At 62.3% G+C, this 17,235-nt stretch carries 16 protein-coding genes; 11 read left to right on the top strand and 5 right to left on the bottom strand.

Going from position 1 to position 17,235, the window contains the following annotated elements; all coding sequences use genetic code 11:
- Window positions 1–4: 4 nt before the first annotated feature.
- Window positions 5–835 (bottom strand): SDR family NAD(P)-dependent oxidoreductase, encoded by an 831-nt coding sequence (locus KTR60_RS16430; protein ID WP_065352566.1) that lies wholly within the window; start codon window positions 833–835, stop codon window positions 5–7.
- An 83-nt stretch (window positions 836–918) separates the two neighbouring features.
- Between KTR60_RS16430 and KTR60_RS16425 the strand changes: the two genes are divergently transcribed.
- On the top strand, window positions 919–1,521 hold the full coding sequence (locus tag KTR60_RS16425; protein WP_228401047.1) for a TetR/AcrR family transcriptional regulator: 603 nt from the start codon (window positions 919–921) through the stop codon (window positions 1,519–1,521).
- A 109-nt stretch (window positions 1,522–1,630) separates the two neighbouring features.
- Window positions 1,631–1,963, top strand: a complete 333-nt coding sequence (locus tag KTR60_RS16420) for a hypothetical protein (protein WP_003941794.1) — start codon at window positions 1,631–1,633, stop codon at window positions 1,961–1,963.
- Between the two features lie 14 nt (window positions 1,964–1,977).
- Here the strand turns inward: KTR60_RS16420 and KTR60_RS16415 are convergent, their stop codons facing one another.
- On the bottom strand, window positions 1,978–2,706 hold the full coding sequence (locus KTR60_RS16415; protein WP_007733069.1) for an NUDIX hydrolase: 729 nt from the start codon (window positions 2,704–2,706) through the stop codon (window positions 1,978–1,980).
- A gap of 102 nt (window positions 2,707–2,808) precedes the next feature.
- On the opposite strand from KTR60_RS16415, the gene nadA reads away from it, so the two are divergent.
- The 3 genes from nadA to nadC are packed head-to-tail and all read left to right on the top strand — an operon-like array spanning window position 2,809 to window position 6,286.
- Entirely contained in the window at window positions 2,809–3,846 is a 1,038-nt protein-coding gene (gene nadA, locus KTR60_RS16410) for a quinolinate synthase NadA (RefSeq protein ID WP_228401046.1), read from the top strand.
- Window positions 3,843–5,414: an L-aspartate oxidase gene (locus KTR60_RS16405; protein WP_003941771.1), complete on the top strand. Its 1,572-nt coding sequence runs from the start codon at window positions 3,843–3,845 to the stop codon at window positions 5,412–5,414. Before nadA ends, KTR60_RS16405 begins: the two co-directional genes overlap by 4 nt.
- Complete coding sequence (gene nadC, locus KTR60_RS16400; protein ID WP_003941805.1) at window positions 5,414–6,286, top strand: carboxylating nicotinate-nucleotide diphosphorylase; 873 nt, start codon at window positions 5,414–5,416, stop codon at window positions 6,284–6,286. Before KTR60_RS16405 ends, nadC begins: the two co-directional genes overlap by 1 nt.
- 6 nt (window positions 6,287–6,292) lie before the next feature.
- Here the strand turns inward: nadC and KTR60_RS16395 are convergent, their stop codons facing one another.
- A complete protein-coding gene (locus tag KTR60_RS16395; protein ID WP_065352565.1) occupies window positions 6,293–7,201 on the bottom strand; it encodes a LysR substrate-binding domain-containing protein in 909 nt (302 codons plus the stop codon).
- 71 nt (window positions 7,202–7,272) lie between these two features.
- Between KTR60_RS16395 and KTR60_RS16390 the strand changes: the two genes are divergently transcribed.
- The 6 genes from KTR60_RS16390 (at window position 7,273) to KTR60_RS16365 (ending at window position 14,091) form a co-directional block, all read left to right on the top strand.
- Window positions 7,273–8,166, top strand: coding sequence for a dihydrodipicolinate synthase family protein (locus KTR60_RS16390; protein ID WP_065352564.1), 894 nt, complete (start codon window positions 7,273–7,275; stop codon window positions 8,164–8,166).
- Window positions 8,167–8,214: 48 nt separating this feature from the next.
- On the top strand, window positions 8,215–9,519 hold the full coding sequence (locus KTR60_RS16385) for an HNH endonuclease signature motif containing protein (RefSeq protein WP_228401045.1): 1,305 nt from the start codon (window positions 8,215–8,217) through the stop codon (window positions 9,517–9,519).
- Between the two features lie 124 nt (window positions 9,520–9,643).
- Window positions 9,644–10,150: a GNAT family N-acetyltransferase gene (locus KTR60_RS16380; protein WP_228401044.1), complete on the top strand. Its 507-nt coding sequence runs from the start codon at window positions 9,644–9,646 to the stop codon at window positions 10,148–10,150.
- A 93-nt stretch (window positions 10,151–10,243) separates the two neighbouring features.
- Window positions 10,244–12,235 carry a glycosyltransferase family 39 protein gene (locus tag KTR60_RS16375; protein WP_228401043.1) on the top strand — a complete coding sequence of 664 codons (1,992 nt, stop codon included), beginning with the start codon at window positions 10,244–10,246 and terminating at the stop codon, window positions 12,233–12,235.
- A gap of 34 nt (window positions 12,236–12,269) precedes the next feature.
- A complete protein-coding gene (locus KTR60_RS16370; RefSeq protein ID WP_065352561.1) occupies window positions 12,270–13,526 on the top strand; it encodes a hypothetical protein in 1,257 nt (418 codons plus the stop codon).
- Between the two features lie 61 nt (window positions 13,527–13,587).
- The gene (locus tag KTR60_RS16365; protein WP_065352560.1) at window positions 13,588–14,091 is read left to right on the top strand and encodes a GbsR/MarR family transcriptional regulator; all 504 of its coding nucleotides are present in this window, start codon (window positions 13,588–13,590) and stop codon (window positions 14,089–14,091) included.
- A 36-nt stretch (window positions 14,092–14,127) separates the two neighbouring features.
- Here KTR60_RS16365 and KTR60_RS16360 read toward each other — a convergent pair whose 3' ends face one another.
- Both KTR60_RS16360 and KTR60_RS16355 read right to left on the bottom strand, forming a co-directional pair.
- The gene (locus KTR60_RS16360; protein ID WP_065352559.1) at window positions 14,128–15,159 is read right to left on the bottom strand and encodes an iron-siderophore ABC transporter substrate-binding protein; all 1,032 of its coding nucleotides are present in this window, start codon (window positions 15,157–15,159) and stop codon (window positions 14,128–14,130) included.
- A 182-nt stretch (window positions 15,160–15,341) separates the two neighbouring features.
- Window positions 15,342–17,201 carry a DUF4012 domain-containing protein gene (locus KTR60_RS16355; RefSeq protein WP_042449572.1) on the bottom strand — a complete coding sequence of 620 codons (1,860 nt, stop codon included), beginning with the start codon at window positions 17,199–17,201 and terminating at the stop codon, window positions 15,342–15,344.
- Window positions 17,202–17,235 lie beyond the last annotated feature (34 nt).

Genomic DNA, 17,235 nt, shown 5'->3' with positions numbered 1-17,235 from the left:
GTCGCTACGCCGCAGAGGTCGACGAGCGCTTGGTTTCGGCTTTCATTCGCACGTCACCCAACAGTCGCCCGGAAATCAGCGCGCCCAACCGGCGGGTTGCGAAGCGAGTGCTGATCGAGGACACCCAGTTCGGCAGTCCCGATACGACGGTCGGCGGCGCGTAGCGTCGATCCAGTGCTCGGAAAGCGGTGTCCACCACCTGAGTTGCCGTCTGCATTCGCCCGACCGCCGCGTCTTCGGAGCCGACTACGTCGAAGAACTCGGTGCGCGTCGGACCGGGGCACACCGCCAATACAGTCAATCCGCTGCCGCGAGCTTCGGCCCAGAGTGCTTCGGTGAAGTTGAGTACGAACGCCTTGGACGCGCCGTAGACGGCCATGCCCGGTGTCGGCTGGAACGACGCTGTGCTGGCGACGTTGACCAGTGCTCCGCGGCCGGTGAGAAGGTCGGGCAGGAATGTGTGTGTCAGCTCGACCAACGTGGCGATGTTGAGCTGAATCTCGGACGTGACGCGCTCGAGATCTTCGTCCACGAATGCCCCATGTGTTCCGAATCCGGCGTTGTTGATCAGCGAGTCGACGGTGATGCCACGGTTTGTCAGCTCCTGGTGCAGCGATGCACCGACGCCGGGTGCGGCCAGGTCGGCGGGCAGGACTGTCACGATGATGCCGTGGGCGCCACGGAGTTCGGTGGCGAGTGCCTCGAGGCGGTCGGCCCGCCTGGCGACCAGAACCAGGTTTGCGCCGCGAGCGGCAAAGCGATGAGCGAATTCCACTCCGAGCCCAGCGCTGGCTCCGGTGATGAGGACGGTGGTTCCGGCTACGTCGATGGCCATGGTGGCTCCTTCGGTTCGGGTGATCCCAAATGTAGGCACTGACACCATAGTTGTCAATGACAACATTTTGATATGGTGCCACCATGCCCGTTCACGAACAGCCGTATCATCACGGCAGCCTGCGACAGGAACTCCTGGCGTCGGCCGAAGCAACACTCGAACGAGATGGCGTCGACAAGTTGTCGCTGAGGCAACTCGCGCGTGAGGCGGGCGTGAGCCACGCGGCTCCGGGCAAGCACTTTCGTGATCGCCAGGCTTTGCTCGATGCCTTGGCCGAAAGTGGATTCCATCGGATGACCGGTGCGCTCGAGCGGGCAGTCGCGGATGCTCCACCGACCGCGAGGGCCCGGTTCTCCTCGCTCGCCAATGCCTACGTGGATTTTGCGCTGGGGCATCCGGGCCTGCTCTCTCTGATGTACAGCAACAAGCATGCGCCGGGCGCCGCCGAAACTGTCGTCAACGCGGGGCACGCGACGATGGACCTGACCGTCCGGCTCGTGTCGGAGGCTCAGGCCGCAGGTGACATTGCCGCCGGTGATCCGGAAAGCATTGCGCTGGTTGCCTTTGCGACGTTCCACGGCGTCGCGACGCTTGCTGCGGGCGGAATGTTGGGCGACGTGCCGGTGGGTGAGGTGGTGAACGCGGCCTCGACGGTCTTCTGGGCGGGCCTTTCCAGGGCTGTCTGAGGTGGGGCGCGCAATTCCCCAGAGTTCTCACAGAACCAGCACAAGGGAAGCACAAGATTGCGGACTTACATAGGAGTCAAGAAGTTTGATTCCGAGTGGAGGTTCGGCAATGAGTGTTTCAGAGATCGCCCCCAACAGGGGAGTTGTACTTGTCACGGACATCGGATTCGAGCACGGTGCGCGCACGGCCGCCGAGTTTCTCGACGCTGGTTGGAGCGTGGCGGTCACGGCGCGGACGGTCACCGAATTGGTTCGCGTCATGGCGGGAAAACCTGCCCATCGCTTCTTTGCGATTGTCGCCGATCCGACGGATCGTTGGCAGGCCGATCGGATTCTCGATCGGGTGACGACTCGGTTCGGTGTAATCAACCGGGTCATCGATCCGGCCGGCGCCGTGACCTCGGTGTGGTTGCAGCGCGGAAGTCTCGAAGCTGTTGCCTGACAGTGCGATCGGTGTCAGCTTGGCGGCCGTAGTGCGGCGAATTCGTCGGTGACCCGCAAGGTGGAGTCGGTGAAACGGTACAGGGCGGGTGGACGTCCACCCGACTTGCCGGACGGTGCGGTGTTGCCGGTGGGAGTCAGAACGCCTCGACGCCCCAGCACGCGTTGCAAGTTGGTGGCATCGACCTGGTAACCGAGGGCAGCGCAGTAGATTTCGCGCAGTGTCGACATCGCGAACTCTTCCGGGGCCAGCCCGAATGCGATGTTGGTGTACGAGAGTTTCGCGGCAAGTCGATTGCGCGCGTGCCGTACGACGGTTCCGTGGTCGAACGACATCTCCGGCAACTTCGAAACCGGGTGCCAGGCCGTGTCCGGTGGCAGTTGTGGGTCGGCGCTGAGGGGAACGAGTCCGAGGAAGGTCGACGCGATGCGGCGCGGACCCGGCACGCGCTGTGGATCACTGAAGACGGAGAGCTGTTCGAGGTGGGCGACCTTTCGTAGGTCGACCTTCTCGGCGAGGAGTCGTCGAGCGGAGGTCGTCAGGTCCTCGTCGTCGCGCAAAGTGCCCCCGGGCAGGGACCACGTGCCCTTCTGTGGGTTGAGTGCACGCTGCCACAGCAGCACGGCCAACTCTTCACGCCCTTGCGGGCAGTGATCGCCGTCACCTGCGGCGATGCTTGCGGGGAAGGTGCGAACTTGGAACACCGCTGCAAGCACTTCGTGGGTGGTGTTACTATTGGGCACGTTTTCGATCCTAAGTCGAAAACCTCGAATACGGAAATCCGGGCCAGCCCGTCCGGATTTGAACTGGGTGACGAGCCCGGGTTCACGGTGAAGGAGAACGCCATGACGACCACGACGTTATGGGAGGGATCGGCCTCGCAGATTCACGACGGCCCCGGCGGATACAACGGAGTCGAAGCGACCCCCGAGTGGGCCGCCGAGATCAAACGTCTGGCTCGCGAACGCGGCGCGACGATTCTTGCGCACAACTACCAGCTGCCTGCGATTCAGGACGTCGCTGATCATGTCGGTGACTCCCTGGCGCTGTCGCGAATCGCTGCCGAGGCGCCCGAGGACACGATTGTCTTCTGCGGTGTGCACTTCATGGCCGAGACCGCGAAGATCCTGTCGCCGTCCAAGACCGTGCTGATCCCGGACGAGCGAGCCGGCTGCTCTCTGGCCGACTCGATCAATGCCGAGCAGCTTCGTGAGTGGAAGGCCGACAACCCGAACGCGCTGGTGGTGTCGTACGTGAACACAACCGCAGAGGTGAAGGGTCTCACCGACATCTGCTGCACCTCGTCCAATGCCGTCGACGTGGTCAACTCGATCGATCCCGACCGCGAGGTTCTGTTCCTGCCGGACCAGTTCCTGGGAGCGCACGTCAAGCGCGTGACGGGCCGTACCAACATGCAGATCTGGGCTGGTGAGTGCCACGTGCACGCCGGCATCAACGGTGACGAGCTGACGGCCAAGTCCAAGTCGCACCCGGACGCCGAGCTGTTCGTGCACCCTGAATGTGGTTGCGCTACTTCGGCTCTGTACCTAGCCGGTGAAGGCGCGGTCCCCGCGGACAAGGTCAAGATTCTCTCTACCGGCGGAATGCTCGACGCTGCCCGCGTCACCAAGAGCAAACAGGTTCTGGTCGCGACCGAGATCGGGATGCTGCACCAGTTGCGCAAGGCAGCGCCCGACGTCGATTTCCAGGCCGTCAACGACCGCGCGTCGTGCCCGTACATGAAGATGATCACGCCTGCCGCGTTGCTTCGCTGCCTTCTCGATGGCAAGGACGAGGTCCACGTCGATCTCGAGATGGCCAGGCGTGCACAGAAGTCGGTGCAGCGCATGATCGAGATCGGTAATCCGGGCGGCGGCGAGTGACCAGCCCTGCCGGGCGTTTCGCCTGGGAGGCTCATGCCGACCTGGTCGTCGTGGGAGGCGGTGTCGCGGGCCTCACCGCTGCGCGCACCGCTTCTCTGCGGGGACTGAAAGTACTCACGGTCAGCAAGGGCGGTCCGACGGACACCGCGACTCAGTACGCGCAGGGCGGCATCGCGGTCGTCGACGATCTGAATACGGATTCCGTCGAGTCGCACGTTTCGGATACGTGTGAGGCCGGCGTCGGTTTGTGCGACGAGGAAGCCGTCTATTCCATCGTCGAAGCTGGTCACGACGCTGTTGCTGCGCTGGCCGCGTTGGGAGCGGTCTTCGATCGCGGGCGAGACGGCGAGGTGTCGCGCACCCGCGAGGGTGGGCACAGCACGCGTCGGATCATCCATGCCGGCGGCGACGCCACTGGCGCGGAAGTGCAGCGGGCTCTCAATGCTGCCGGGCTCCCCGTTCTGTTCGGTGCAGCGGCAGTCCAGGTGGTGACCAACCGGCGTGGGGTGTGCGGACTCATCGTCTCCTCGCCGGAAGGCCTCGGAGTGATCCATGCGCCCGCGGTGCTGCTCGCTACCGGCGGACTCGGTCAGCTGTATGCCTGCAGCACAAATCCGCCCGGAGCGACTGCCGACGGAATCGCGTTGGCACTCGAAGCCGGTGCGGCGATTGCGGACCTGGAGTTCGTTCAGTTCCATCCGACGGTGCTCTTCACTCCGGGCGGGGTAGGCCGCCGACCCCTGATCAGTGAGGCGGTCCGCGGCGAGGGCGCGATTCTTGTCGACACCAACGGTGATTCGGTCACCGCAGGTGTTCATCCGCTGGGTGATCTCGCCCCGCGTGACGTGGTCTCGAGGGCAATCGCAGCACGCCTACGCGATCTCGGCACTGATCACGTCTATCTCGACGCTCGCAAGCTCGACGGTTTCGATTCGAGATTCCCGACCATCACGGCGTCCTGCCTCGAAGCGGGCATCGATCCACGCACCCAATTAATTCCGGTCGCTCCGGCCGCGCACTATTCGTGCGGCGGAGTCGCCACCGACGTCCATGGACGAACGGGAGTGCCTGGTCTCTACGCAGCAGGCGAAGTGGCTCGCACGGGATTGCACGGCGCGAATCGTCTTGCGTCCAACAGCCTTCTCGAGGGTTTGGTAGTCGGGGAGCGTGCAGGAATCGCAGCTGCCGAGCGTCGCGAGGTTCATGCCGAAGTGGTCAACGTGGTGCGCAAGCCGATGCCGATCCTGCCGCGAGAGACCGTGCAGTCCGTCATGACGGCACACGCGTCGGTGGTTCGCGACGGAGGCGGTCTCCAGATTGCGCGAGCCGCGCTTGCCGACGCCGAACAGACAGTGGCGGTGGCTGCTCCGGACCTCGAAGACGCGGCGCTCACGTTGACCGCGACTGCATTGGTCGACGTGGCCGTGGCGCGAACCGAGAGCCGTGGCTGCCATACCCGCACCGACTATCCTGAAACAGATCCGAATCAGCGTCGCAGCACTCGGATCAAGATGGGTGCCGATGGAGCGCTCGAAATACCCGACATGTTGTTGACAGGAGTTCATTGATGACCGAGCAGAAGATCCTGCCCGCGCCGCTCGACCGTGACGAGCTGCTCACCTTGGTCAGGCTCGCTCTGGACGAGGATCTGCGCTATGGACCCGACATCACTTCTACCGCAACGGTTCCCGCCGATGCGGTCGCGAAGGCGTCGGTCGTCTCACGCTCCTCGGGTACTGTCGCCGGCATCGACGTCGGACTGCTTGTTCTCGACGAGGTGATCGGCGCGGGTAACTACGAGGTCGTTGATCGGGTGGCCGACGGAACTCGGGTTGCGCCAGGTCAATCGGTGCTCACCGTTGTCGCGCCCACCCGCGGACTTCTCACGGCAGAGCGCACGATGCTCAACCTCGTCTGCCATCTCTCGGGAATCGCCACGGCGACATCACAGTGGGTCGACGCCATTGCCGGCACTCATGCCAAAGTGCGGGACAGCCGAAAGACGCTGCCCGGACTGCGTTCTCTGCAGAAATATGCAGTCCACGTGGGCGGAGGCGTCAACCACCGTATGGGATTGGGCGACGCGGCGTTGATCAAGGACAACCATGTTGCTGCTGCCGGTTCGGTGGTCGCAGCACTTCGTGCGGTCCGTGAGCTCGCCCCGGACATCGAGTGCGAAGTTGAGGTCGACAACCTCACTCAGCTCGATCAGGTGCTGGCGGAGAACGTGGAACTTGTTCTGCTGGACAACTTCCCGCTGTGGCAGACGCAGATCGCGGTCCAGCGCCGAGACGCTGTTGCTCCAGAAACCAAACTCGAGTCATCCGGTGGTCTCACCATCGACGTTGCCGCAGAGTACGCCCGAACCGGCGTCGACTACCTCGCTGTCGGTGCCTTGACGCACTCGGTGACGGTCCTCGACCTCGGGCTCGACATGTAGGTGTCGCTATTGCTCGGCGTCCAGCAGTTGCGGGACGGCCGAGCGAAGCGCGTTTGTCACGGTTGCGACCGCCGGGTGAGCGTCGGAGCCCGCTCGGTGTGCAATCTTGGTCCTTCGTCGAATGGGCATCGGCGTCAGGCGCACACCTAGCGGCGGATGGATTGCTCCGAGTTCAGGAACCAGCGAAACACCCTGTCCCGCAGCGACGAGGGCGAGAACGGTGGCGAACTCGTCGATGTGGTGTCGCACTTTCGGGGTGAATCCAGCTGCATGGCATGCGCGAATAGTCATTGCATGACAAGCAGTTCCGGGAATTGCGGTAATCCAGGGACGTTCTACGCAGTCGGTCAGCGATGCGACAGCGTCGTGGGGATCTGACTCGATGTCACTCGATGCGAGGTACACGGCTTCGCTGCACAGCGGCAATGTCGTCAGGCCCGGTTCGGTGGGGCGAGGGACGAAGTCGTAGTCGTGAATCAACGCCAAGTCCAGAGTCCCAGCTCGTAGGTCGTCGGCGACGTCCGCCGGGTCGATCTCCGAAACCATCGGTTCCAACCCGGGATGCTCGCGAGACAGGGCGATCAATGCCGCCGGGAGGATCGCCCGTGCCGCGGTCGGGAACGTTCCGATGCGCAGCGGCCCCGCCAGTCCACGACGTGCGTCGACCAATTCACCTGACGCCTGCTCCAGGCGTTGCAGGATGGCTTCGGCATGACGTGCGAGGTTCTCACCGGCGGGTGTGAGTCGGACGCGACGGCCTGTTCGTTCCAGCAGCGGCACGCCGGCTTCATGTTCGAGGACGGCCAACTGCTGTGACACCGCGGAGGGGCTGAACGACAGCGCCTCGGCAACGGCAACGATGGTTCCGCGCAGCGCTAGTTCGCGCAAGAGCTTCAGTCGGCGAACATCGAGCATCAGCTCAGCTTACGCTCGACGATGGAAATGCGAACTAGACCTACAAGGTTTGTTCGGTGAGGCTGAGTTCTATGACTACGACTCGAGTTGACCTGGCCGGAATCCATGTTCCACTGATCACGCCCTTCGAGAGCGACGGTCGTATTGCAACCGATGCACTCGAACAGCTTGCGCACCAGGTCCTCTCCGAGGGTGCGGTCGGACTCGTTGCGCTGGGGACTACAGCGGAAGCCGCAACACTCACCGAACAGGAGAGAGTGACCGTTCTGGATATCTGTGCGAATGTGTGCCGTGCGAGAGGTGCGACGTTGATCGTCGGCGCGGGCAGTAACGACACGGCGGGCAGTGCGCAGGCGCTCGGGAGGCTGGCACGGTGGCCTGAGGTCTCGGCGGCGTTGGTGCCGGTTCCCTCCTTCACGAGGCCGTCGAAAGCCGGTGTGGTGGCGCATTTCGCGCATCTGCAGTCGTCGAGCCCAGTGTCGCTGATCGTCTATCACGTGCCGTACCGGACTGCGTGCGATCTGGACAGCGGCACTTTGCAGGAGGTGGGTACCTTGCCCGGGGTTGTTGGTGTGAAGTATGCCGCGGGCGGTATCGACGCAGCTGCCGTCGAACTCTTCGCGGACCTTCCAGGCGACTTCGCCGTACTGGCGGGGGATGATCTGTTTCTCGCGCCTTTTCTGGCCTTGGGTGCGGCCGGTGGCATCTTGGCGTCCGCTCATGTGTCGACCGCTGAGTTCGTCCGCTTGGTAAAAGCTTGGGACAGTGGCGATGTGGACGGCGCCCGTGACCTCGGGCGGAGTTTGTCGAAGCTGTCCGGAGCTCTGTTTTCCGAACCGAACCCGACTGTGATCAAGGGCGTATTGCATGCGTTGGGACAGATTCCGACTCCCAATGTTCGACTGCCGTTGCTACCTGCGGGTGACGAATCGGTAGCGCGGGCGCTCGAGGTTTACCACTCTTGACTCGAACGGGTGTTCGAGTATTGTTTGGGGAGGGGATCGGGGGATTCAATGAGTGTCTTGTTGTCGGATGTGGTGTCTGGTTCTGCGGTGGGGTTGCGCGGACGCCTGTGGCAGTTGACTGCTGCCGAGTTGCGCGCTGCTGCTGTCGAAGCGAGTGCGGAGATTCTGCGTCTCGAAGCCGTGCGTGTGGCCGTGGTCGACGAACTCTCGTTGCGCCCGGATGATCAGGTGATTGCCAGCCGCGGTGTGGGGTCCTGGTTGGCGGCCAACACGATGCTGCAGGTTCGGGACGGGAAGAAGATCGCCGCACTGGGTGCAGCTTTGCGGCCGTTTCCGGCGGTCTCGGCTCGGTTCGATGGCGGGGACTGCTCCTTCGAGCATGCCGTGTTGATCGTGGCGTTCTGTGAATCACCACCTAAAGGCATGCCGGAGGAGGCGCTACCGAAGTGCATCGATCTGTTGTTGGCTGCTGCGTCGGGTGTGGAAGCGACGACCACGAAAGTGCGGAACGTGATCGCGACGTTGGAGCGGTTGTTCGAATCGGATGAGATTCCGCCCGCCGAGGATGTGGATCTCAATGAGTTGCGGATCGCGTCGACGCTCAATGGCCGGGTGGTGGTGCGTGGTGATTTCGACGCCCTGACCGGTGAAATGTTGTTGTCGGCGTTGTCGAATTTGACGATGCCGACCCCGGCACCGGATGGGACGCCCGATGCTCGGTCGGCGGCGAAACGGACCGCGGACGGGTTCACCGAACTGATCCGCCGCTATCTCGATTGCGCCAAGACCGGAACCGATGGTGGTCAACGCCCGCACGTGAACGTGCACATCAACGCGCGGGATCTGGCCGAGCATAGGGACTGCGCCGCCACACCCTCCACTTCTGATGACGGAATGGCTGTATCGGATCTTGATGTCGGGCACATGCCCTGGCTCGGACCACTGTCCGTATCGCAGACCAGACTCCTCGGGTGTGACTGCTTCCTCTCCACCGTCCTGCTCGACGATCACGGCGCGCCCTTGGATGCGCAACCAGGGAAGAGGTTGGTCACCGCCGAACAACGAGTGGCGTTGATCGCCCGAGACAAGGGCTGCGCGTTCCCGGGCTGCACATGTGTACCGGCCTGGACTGATGCGCACCATATCCGGCACTGGGCGAACGGTGGCCCGACGGTGATGAACAACCTGGTCCTGCTGTGCCGTTCACATCATCGGTTGATGCACCGCAAATCCGGGTTCGTCGGGAAATGGGTGATCCGCATCGGTGTCGACAACAAACCGTGGTTCATCCCGCCACCCTCGATCGACCCGCAGCAGCATCCGCGACCGGCCAACACCACATTCAAAACCTGACTGAGTGGTGACACCCGTTCAGACGCATAACTTCACGCCGATAGGCTTCAACTCGTAGATACACCCGGGTTGGGGCCTGGAGGCCGTGTTGTTGTGAACGGCTGCAGATTTGGGGGAGGTGGTTGTGGACGTTGTGCAAGCGGTCGAGACCGATGGGCCGGAGATTCTGGCGCTGCGGCATGCGGCAGAAGACTGGTTGGCAGAACGCGGAATCATCCAGTGGCGCCCGCGTGAAGTGTCTGTCGAGCAGGTCGAGCAGCAGATTTCGAGAGGGGAGTTCTTTGTTGCGCGAGACCGGGAGCAGTCGAGGATTGTCGGCGCCCTGCGGTTGATCTGGTCGGACCCTGTGGTCTGGCCCGATTCGAACGAGCGTGCTGGTTACGTGCACGGATTGGTCATCGATCGAGAATTCTCGGGAACCTCGATGGGCGAACGCTTACTCGTCTGGGCCCATCGACGGTCCGCGCAGGAGAACGCGCAGTACCTGCGGCTCGATTGTGTAGAAACCAACGTGCGGTTGCGCCGCTACTACTTGGACGCCGGTTTTACCGAGGTAGGGCGTCGTGACTTCGGAGACGATGCCGACACCGGTTGGTTCAGCGTCGTGCTGTTCGAGCGCTCCCTGACCTGAGCCATTCACAGCAACTTTCCAGCCGGCTCCCAGTGCCGCCAGGGTTGGAGACGCGATCGTTGGCAGGACAGTAACTCGTGAAGGGACTTCCTGATGACCGCCGTTCTGCATCCGGCGCCGCGTCAGCGGCCGGCACCAACTGCCCGTCGCGCGGAGCCCTCGCCGTCGTGGTTCCGCACGCGCAGTACAGGATTGGCGCTGACGATCCTGTTGGCAGCAACGGCAGTCCTGTATTTGTGGAATCTGACCGCGAGTGGCTACGCCAACACCTTCTACGCTGCAGCGGCGCAGGCCGGCTCCCAGAATTGGAAAGCGTGGTTCTTCGGGTCCCTCGATACCTCGAATTTCATCACGGTCGACAAACCGCCCGCTTCATTGTGGGTCATGGGTGTGTCCGGGCGAATCTTCGGATTCTCGAGTGCCAGTCTTCTAGTTCCGCAGGCATTGATGGGCGTCGGATCAGTAGCGCTCGTATACGCGGCCGTCAAACGAGTGGCGTCGCCCGCTGCGGGTTTGGTGGCGGGAGCTGTTTTGGCAGCTACGCCCGCTGCCGCCCTGATGTTCAAGTTCGACAATCCTGATGCACTGTTGGTTCTGCTCATGACTCTTGCGGGCTACTTCGTGATTCGGGCTATGGGCACGGCGATCGGTCGTCGAGCCGCGATGTGGGTGGCGCTCGCAGGAGTAGCGCTGGGGTTTGCCTTTCTCACCAAGATGCTGCAAGGGCTGATGGTGTTGCCTGCATTCGGTGCCGCGTATTTGATCGCCGGACAGGTGCGCTTGCGGATTCGCCTGGTCCACCTGGTGATCGGTGCTGCGTCCGTTGTCATATCGGCTGGGTGGTGGGTGTTGGCAGTGTGGCTGTGGCCCGCTGATTCTCGCCCGTACATCGGCGGATCGACCAACAACAGCGTCATGGACTTGGTACTGGGATACAACGGATTGGGTCGACTTTTCGGGAGCACCGGTGGCGGTGGCGGAATGGCCGGTGGCAGTGCAGGTTCGAGCTTCGGGGGAAGTGCCGGACTCGAACGGCTGTTCGGCAGCGAGATGGGTATCCAGATTTCCTGGCTTATTCCTGCGGCTTTGATTGCGTTGGTGTTCGGCTTACTCGCCTGTGGGCGCGAACCGCGCACAGATCTTGTCCGTGCGTCGTTGATCCTTTGGGGTGGCTGGTTTCTCGTTACCGGCCTGATCTTCAGCTACATGTCCGGCACGATCCACCCCTATTACACAGTTGCGCTGGCGCCCGCCGTCGCGGGGATGATCGGGACCGGTGGATACGCTCTGTGGTTGGTCCGTGCCCGTTGGATCGGACGTTGCGGCTTGGCTGCGACGATGCTGGCCGCAGGAATCTGGAGTTGGGTGTTGTTGCACCGCAATGCCGACTGGCTGCCGATGCTGAAGTGGATTCTGTTGGCGGGCACTGTCGTCGGCGCGATCCTGGTTCTCGTGGGAGCCAAGGATCGATTCCGAAGGCTTGCTGTTGCTGGATTGATCATCGGCTCGTTGGCAGGGATAGCAGGTTCGGCGTCTTACGCGATTGCCACTGCCGCAGCCGCGCACGGCGGATCCATTCCGACAGCCGGACCAGCCGGTGCGGTGTCCGATTCCGGAATGGGTGGGGGAGGAGGTATGGGTGGGGGCCCAGAGCTGCAAAACGGTGACGCTCCGCCGAATTCTTCTGACGCGACTGTAAATCCGGCGTCGAACGGGCAAGAACTGAGTAGCGGCAGCGAAAGTGCTTCCGAGTTGACGGCAATGCTGGTCAATGCGGGCACCACGTGGTCGGCCGCGACCAACGGTTCGCAAAGCGCAGCGACCTACGAGTTGGCCAGCAATACCGCGGTGATGGCGATCGGCGGTTGGAGTTCCGATCCCGCACCGACATTGGATCAATTCATCCAGTACGTGGCAGACGGAAAAATTCACTACTACATTGCGGGTAGCCAGGGCGGAAGCCAGAGAGAGGGCCAAAGCGGGGACAGCACGTCGAGTGCCATCCAGGAATGGGTCGAAGCCAATTTCGCATCGACGACCGTGGGAAATTCCACGGTTTACGACCTCACTGGGTATGTCGGATAGTGACGTAGTTGTTGCCGTAGGCAATGATCGAGAAATGTCTGGGCGCACCGCACACGAGTCGAACCGTCGCCGCGAGCAATGGACCTGGCGTGACGGGCTGGTGATCGTCTCGATCGTCGCCTTGGGAACTGTTGTCGCGGCGGTGACGAACGAGGACACGGGCACGTCGATTCCCGGCTGCGATTCGGTGGCATCGCCGGGTCCGCCGGTGCGTATCAACTACGGTTTTGCCGGTGAGCCCGGTTATGACGACCCGGACTATCCATGGTTCTCGGGACCGAAGGCCACCGCCATGAGCGACGCACTACTCGAATCGCTGCCTTCCGATGTCGACGTTGCATTTGCGAGTCCATCGAAATCGCTCGAGTTTGCGCCGATCCAGAATTACCGGGGTGCCTCGTTTCCTGACGGGGTCGACCCGATCGAGTTCAGCGGTTCTACGTCGGCGAAGGGAACCTTGACTCGCGTCGGGCGGACTGCGGATATCTCGGTTCAGGTGCGTGCATGGGATCAGCCGGTGCCGCCGTGCTTGGAGGGTCTGGTGGATCGGCGGGAGCATCTCGAAAACGGAACAGTGCTCGACATCGCCGATTTCGAGGACAGAGCCGATTTCGAAGACAAAGACGGTTCGGAAGTCGGGGGCGAGCGCGGAGTCGTCGCGTATCTCGGTGATGGATCCCGGGTTGTTGCCAGCGTCGACACGTCGACCGGAACTTCGTCGGATGCTTCCCCGCTCTTGACGATGGACGAACTGATCGCGTTAGCGACCGCGCCGGGGCTTGCGGTGACTGCGCCGGTTCCAGACTCGACGCCGCCGCCGATGGCATCCTGCTACACCGATTCTGTGAATGCCGGTCCACCTGCGTCGCGCATGGATATCGACCGACTGAATCAGTTGCTCGATGCACGTTGGAAGGATCTCGGCGCGGCAGGCGTCACTTTGGAGCGCCCGCTCGGTTCGTTGGTTCCAGATGATTACGGACAGGGAGGAGTGTGCGAGCGGATCGTCGCCTCGACAGCGGACGGCAGCAGCGATGTCGAAATATCAGTTGGTAACGCTGTGCCGGAACCGGGTGACACACTGACGTTGCCAGGCTCCACCACCGTGACTCGCCTGGTCGATCCCGATGGCTCGGGCGATGACACGGTCCGGGTTGTTCACCCCTCCGGCGAAACAGTAGTGGTGACCCAGTTCGTGACATCGGCTGGCTCCACATCGGCGTCGCCTTTGACAATCGAACAGCTCGAGTTCATCGCAACCACTCCAGGGCTGGTGATTTCGGCTCGGTGACGGTGGTGCTGGCACAATAGTGGCGAATTGTTCGTACCCAGAGACGTCGGAGGCTCAACGAATGGGCGATGCCAGCCCTGCTCGCGGTGACGATTTCTCCACCTGGTTCATCGATCAGTTCTCCGTGTACTGGCAGTCCGGCGGTGGGGCCCGCATCGAAGGACGTATTGCGGGCTATCTGTTGATCAGCGAGTCGCCAGGGGTCAGCGCCGAAGAGTTGGCGAAGGCACTCGGAGCAAGTCGCGGATCGGTGTCCACCTACATTCGTCGGTTGATCGACCGGGGGTTCGTCAAGCTCACGCGCAAGCCTCGGGATCGGACTCACTACTACGTCATGGATTCCGACGTGTGGGGCGGATTCCTCGAAACAGAGCACGTGTATCTCGAGAATCAACGCAAGCTTGCGACCGAGGCCCTGCAGTACGCAAATCCCAACGGTCCCGCGTACATTCGTGTGCTCAACATGCGCGATTACATGGGGTGGATCATCGACAATCGCATGCTGAGCAGTGAGTGGATGCGATTCAAAGCTGAACGCGACGGCAAGAAACCCGCGTCCGAATAGGACGCGGGTTTCTCGATCGCACGATGCTGATCTACATCACTTGTTCAGCTTCGCGATTACCTCGTCGATCATCGGCACGTAGCGCTCGAGCGACCAGGGCACGGTCAGAGGGTTGATCATCGAGGAACCGGTGACGAAGGGCTGTTCGGTCGGAGCGATGACAGTTCCCCGAGCCACAGCGGGGATTGCCTGGTAAGCGGGCTGCGCTTCGATCTCGGCCCGATTGGCCGGGTCCGAGTAGAAGGTGAAGAGCAGGTCGGACTTGTCGAGGAGGTTTGCGTTCTCGAGGCCGATGACGGCCGAGTCTGTTCCTTCAGATTCCGTCAAGGTGTAGACGACGGGATCCACCTGCAGGCCAAGTGCGCGGACCATGGCCACACGCTGCTCTTCGGCGAAAAAGACGCCGAGGGTTCCTGGGCCCGTGTTGTAGATGAAAGAGAAGCTGACGTCGGCGTAGTTCGGATGTGCTGCAGTCGATTCCGCGAACTGCGACTTGATCTTGTCGATTTCGGCTGTCGCCTTCTCGGATTCGCCCATGGCTTTGCCGATGACGCTGATCTGGTCTTCCCACGTGATGGTCCAGGGGCTCTCGGCGTAGGCGACGGTCGGCGCGAACGCGTTGAGTGAGTCGAACTGCTGCTGAGTGATGCCGGACCAGGGGGCGAGGATCAGGTCGGGTTCGAGAGCGATGATCGCTTCGATGTTGAGATCGGTTCCGCCGGTGAACTGCTCTGGCAGTTCGCCACCTTGCTTCGTGACCGCTTCGTGCACCCACGGCAGATACCCGGTGTCGTCGCTGCCCCATGCGTACTTTTCGACGCCGACCGGGATCGTGCCGAGCGCGATTACGGTCTCCGCCGACCCCATGCCGAGAGTCACGATTCGCTCGGGCTTTTCGGTGATGACGGCGTTTCCGAGCGCACTTTCGATGGTGACGGTTTCGAAGTCGCTGCTGCTCGATTCGGTTGCGGTGTCGTTGTTACTGCATCCGCCGATTGCCAGGGCGGCAATGACCAATCCACTCAGCGCCACAGTTCGGCGAAGTGAGCGCACACGGGCGTATCGCATGGGGAACCTTCCGTTGTCGATGCGCCGAGGAGTGAGACTCCGACGGATCGCAGCCGACGGCCGGTTCCAGGCGCGTCAGGAAGCATAGGCTAGCCTTCGCCAAAGTTTCAAATCTGCTGAAAGTTCACGAGCCCGACAAACGTCGACATGCCAGGGGCCTCGTCGACGTTTGCCGGTCAAGCTCAGCAGGTAGGCACGTCGACGGTAATCTTCGGGTCGTCGACCAGCGGCTGGACCGGTACGCGAGCTTCGCCCTCGGCTGTGGGCTCGGTCAGATCGAACTTCAGCTCAACCGTCTGGCCTCGCGGAATGACGGCCCTGGTCATGTAGGCCGGGTGACCCTGTTCAGTTCCGTTGACGGCAAACGAAATCTGTCCACCCACGGAGACGGCATCGAGTTTGGCGCCGGCTGTCGCAAGCAGAGTGACTGCAGCCACATTGGTGCCATTGGGCAGTCGTCCGGGGTTGTCGACGATCCCGCTGACATATTCGGTCAGGTCGGCGTCGGGCGCGTTGTTGGTCAGTCGAACGGTGACCGTTGTCTTTCGGGTGTCGCCGGTGCACGTCTGGGCTGTGTAGTCGATTTCTCGTGTGAGGTAGTAGTCGAGCTTGTTGCCGGCTTGGTTGTTGATCACCACACCGGCGTACGGAGCGGCATCATCGGGAATGGTATGCCCGAGGACGGTGTCGGCAAGAACCGATTGTTCGTCGGGGTGAGAGCTCCACACTGCGATTCTGCCCTCGCTGACACCTCTGCCCAGAGCCTCCAGTAATGCGCTCGGCGACTTGATGTTCCCGGTCATCTTCGCCACGACACGGGCCGCGATTGTCTGCAGATACTGCTTTCGTGCCTTGTTGTCGGAGGGAAAGCGTGCGTACGCGGTCGACTCGGTCAACTCAACGACGTTGTCGGCGGTGACCGACTCTCCGTCCGGCATCTCTACTGGTCCCACCGCCGCGAGGAGGTAACTCAGTGCTATCGGATCGGTCGCTATCGCGCCGTCGACCAGCTCACCCCCGGACTCCTGTGACCACAGGGACTGCCAGATCTGCGCTGCGTAGGGAAAGTGCGAGCTGAGGTTGCTGTTGCGAAAATCGGTGGTCGGTCGACTGTTTCCGTACAGCTGGTTGAAGTCAGGACCAAGGTCTATCGGTTGATTGTCCAGTGTTAGTTCGGAGTTGGGGGAGAGTGTGTCCACCCGAGCGGCGCCGTTGTCGACTCGGACGATGCCGTATCCACCCAACAGGCCGCCGGTTCCTCGCGCTTCCGCATTGGTCTGGAAACCGATGAAGTAGTTGCGCGGTCCGTCGGTGCCGAGCATCGCCGGTGCGATGCGCGCCGCGGTGGCGGTGTTCGTCAGGAGGGTAGCCAGTTCGCTTGTCTGCGACTGTAATTCTGCTCTGGCATCGTTAACTCGGCCCAGGTACTTCGATTCGGGAACTTCCTGTGCCTGCGACGACAGCAATTCCGCGGCGATAGCTGTTTCGGCCAGTTTCGGTTCCGCTTCGCGTAACGGTGCGAGTGCCAAGCGCCCACCGGGCTGCACCAATTCCGTTGGTGCGAGTGAAGTTCCGGTAGTCACGGCAGGGCCGAGAACGTCACGCGTAAGCCCCTGAACGACCTCGGTCATCTGGCGCGTCGACTCGAACGGCGACCCGATGACGGGAATTGCGGCGGTGATGTTCCAGGGGAGTGAATGGGTGTTGTCGTATGCGGCCGATGCTTCGCGATCGGCTTCCGCCGCGGCAGACTCTGCGACTCCCGTATCTCCGGCCAGGAGAGCGCTCTTCGCCGACTGTGCGTGGTCGCGAGCCGCCTCCAGGTTGTCTTTCGCTTCGTATGCCGTGTACCCGAGCCATGCCACGAAACCGCCCACTACCAGCGTCGTTGCGGTGATCGCGACTGCCGTTCTACGGCTTCGGAGAAAAGCGGCCGCCCCCTTGGTTTCGCGCTCCGGGCCCCTCGGTGGGATGGTGTTGGAGCCGCTCGGTTCAGCCCCGGAATCGTCGTCGGACTTTGGTCCCACCGTGTCGTTGTTCATCCGCTGAAGCTCCTGACGTTTGAGTGCGTGAAAG

The organism is Rhodococcus sp. C1 (assembly GCF_020809065.1).
GTDB classification, from domain to species: Bacteria; Actinomycetota; Actinomycetes; order Mycobacteriales; family Mycobacteriaceae; genus Rhodococcus_F; species Rhodococcus_F qingshengii.
This window is presented reverse-complemented; position numbering and strand designations above follow the sequence as displayed.

Coding starts and splice junctions, on each gene's coding strand:
- nadA (WP_228401046.1), top strand. CDS start 2,809: ATGACGACCACGACGTTATGGGAGGGATCGGCCTCGCAGATTCACGAC.
- nadC (WP_003941805.1), top strand. CDS start 5,414: ATGACCGAGCAGAAGATCCTGCCCGCGCCGCTCGACCGTGACGAGCTG.
- KTR60_RS16420 (WP_003941794.1), top strand. CDS start 1,631: ATGAGTGTTTCAGAGATCGCCCCCAACAGGGGAGTTGTACTTGTCACG.
- KTR60_RS16390 (WP_065352564.1), top strand. CDS start 7,273: ATGACTACGACTCGAGTTGACCTGGCCGGAATCCATGTTCCACTGATC.
- KTR60_RS16355 (WP_042449572.1), bottom strand. CDS start 17,201: ATGAACAACGACACGGTGGGACCAAAGTCCGACGACGATTCCGGGGCT.
- KTR60_RS16365 (WP_065352560.1), top strand. CDS start 13,588: ATGGGCGATGCCAGCCCTGCTCGCGGTGACGATTTCTCCACCTGGTTC.
- KTR60_RS16430 (WP_065352566.1), bottom strand. CDS start 835: ATGGCCATCGACGTAGCCGGAACCACCGTCCTCATCACCGGAGCCAGC.
- KTR60_RS16385 (WP_228401045.1), top strand. CDS start 8,215: ATGAGTGTCTTGTTGTCGGATGTGGTGTCTGGTTCTGCGGTGGGGTTG.
- KTR60_RS16370 (WP_065352561.1), top strand. CDS start 12,270: ATGTCTGGGCGCACCGCACACGAGTCGAACCGTCGCCGCGAGCAATGG.
- KTR60_RS16395 (WP_065352565.1), bottom strand. CDS start 7,201: ATGCTCGATGTTCGCCGACTGAAGCTCTTGCGCGAACTAGCGCTGCGC.
- KTR60_RS16375 (WP_228401043.1), top strand. CDS start 10,244: ATGACCGCCGTTCTGCATCCGGCGCCGCGTCAGCGGCCGGCACCAACT.
- KTR60_RS16425 (WP_228401047.1), top strand. CDS start 919: ATGCCCGTTCACGAACAGCCGTATCATCACGGCAGCCTGCGACAGGAA.
- KTR60_RS16360 (WP_065352559.1), bottom strand. CDS start 15,159: ATGCGATACGCCCGTGTGCGCTCACTTCGCCGAACTGTGGCGCTGAGT.